Source organism: Micrococcus sp. LASM2_SD2, from assembly GCF_057364565.1.
Genome location: NZ_JBNFOB010000355.1, coordinates 1 through 1,513 on the forward strand (window position 1 = coordinate 1; position 1,513 = coordinate 1,513).

The following is a 1,513-nucleotide window of genomic DNA, read 5'->3' on the forward strand; positions in this document are numbered from 1 at the left end:
ACGCCGGCGCGCCACCCGCGCCCAGGCCTCGAGCACCGGCGCGGACATGCGGTGGCCCTGCGTGAGCACGTGGATGCGCTCGGACGCCGGGCGGCTCTGCCCTTCGCCGTCCAGTCGGGCCGGGTACGCTCCGACCTCGCCGGCCACGGCACCGCGGAAGCCCTGGACGGTGGTGTCCGGCGACGCGCTGAGCAGGGCGTCGGCGCCGCGGGCGACCACCGCGAGCAGGTCGTAGACGGCCGGGGTGGCCTCCTGCAGGTCGTCCACCACCACGAGCCGCAGCCGACGGCGCTCGGCCTCGGCGAAGGCCTGCGTGGCCGCGGTGTGCTCCGGGTCCTCCGGGTCGGCGTCCGTGAGGACACGAACGGCCGCGGAGATCAGTCCGGCGGGGTCGAAGGCCTCGGCCATGCCCAGGTCGATGCGGTCCCTGTAGTCCTGCACCAGGATCGCGGCGGCGGTCCATTCGGGGCGCCCGTGACGGTCCCCGAGCTCCTGCAGGTCTCCGGGCTCCACGCCGAACTCGCTCATCCGGTCCACGAGCTCGCGCACCTCACGCCGGAACCCGCGCGTGCCGACGGCCTCGGACACGGAGGCCGGCCACACCGGTCCCACGGCACCGCCCTCCGTGTACCCCTCCAGCAGCTCGGCGATCACGGTGTCCTGCTCGGCGCCGGAGAGCAGCCGCGGCGGGCGTGCCAGGTGCCGCAGCGGCCCCTCCACGCGAGCACGGCGGATCAGATCGAACGCATAGGAGGACCAGGTGCGCACCGGCGTGACGGCCCGGGTGCCGTGGCCGGTGGCCTCCAGGCGCACGGTCAGGGCGTCTCGCAGCCGGGCCGCCGACTGGCGCGTGGGTGCCAGCACGAGCACGGACTCCGGGTCCAGTCCCGCCTCGAGCCGGCGGGCGACGGCCTCCACCAGCGTGGTGCTCCGGCCGGTCCCCGGACCGCCCAGGACCAGCACGGCCCCGTGGCCGGCGGTCAGCGACGCGACCGCCTCCTGCTCCGGTGAGAGTTCGGAGGGCCACGCCTCGGCCTCGTCCGGACCGCGGAGGCGGGCCGACGTGGTGCCCTCGGGTGCGGCCTCCGCCCAGGAGTCCTCCCAGGCGCGGCGCTCCTCGGCCCGCAGGGCCGCGGCGTCCGCGGTGCCGGCGGCGGAGGACGGCACGGCACCGGACGCCCGCGGCGGGCGACGTGCGCGGCTCGACGTGCGCGTCCGCGGTCTGCGGGGACCTCTCCTCGGGGCTCTGCTGCTCGGGGCTCAGACTCATGTCCCCGATTCTGTCAGGGGCCCCGGACACGGTAGGGCACGCTCCCGTTCGACCGCGGCCGTCACGGGCTGCCGTGCCCGCGCCGCCAGCTCGCACAGGACCCGCTCCGCCGCTTCGTCCGGCTCCCAGCGTGCCGCCGTCAGGCGGATCCTCTCCCGGGCGCCGTGGCCGTACGTGGGCGTCCCCTCGGCCGCCCACCGGCGCCGCGCGACGACGGCCAGGTCCTCCGGGAGGGAGCCGTCC

At 77.0% G+C, this 1,513-nt stretch carries 1 protein-coding gene and 1 pseudogene; both read right to left on the reverse strand.

The features are described from left to right. Positions 1–1,167, reverse strand: a 1,167-nt coding sequence (locus AC2W7A_RS12295) for a UvrD-helicase domain-containing protein (RefSeq protein WP_485991594.1), incomplete at its 3' end; no start/stop codon positions are given. Positions 1,168–1,266: 99 nt separating this feature from the next. Continuing rightward, a pseudogene (locus AC2W7A_RS12300) lies at positions 1,267–1,513 on the reverse strand (hypothetical protein); the annotation flags it as partial.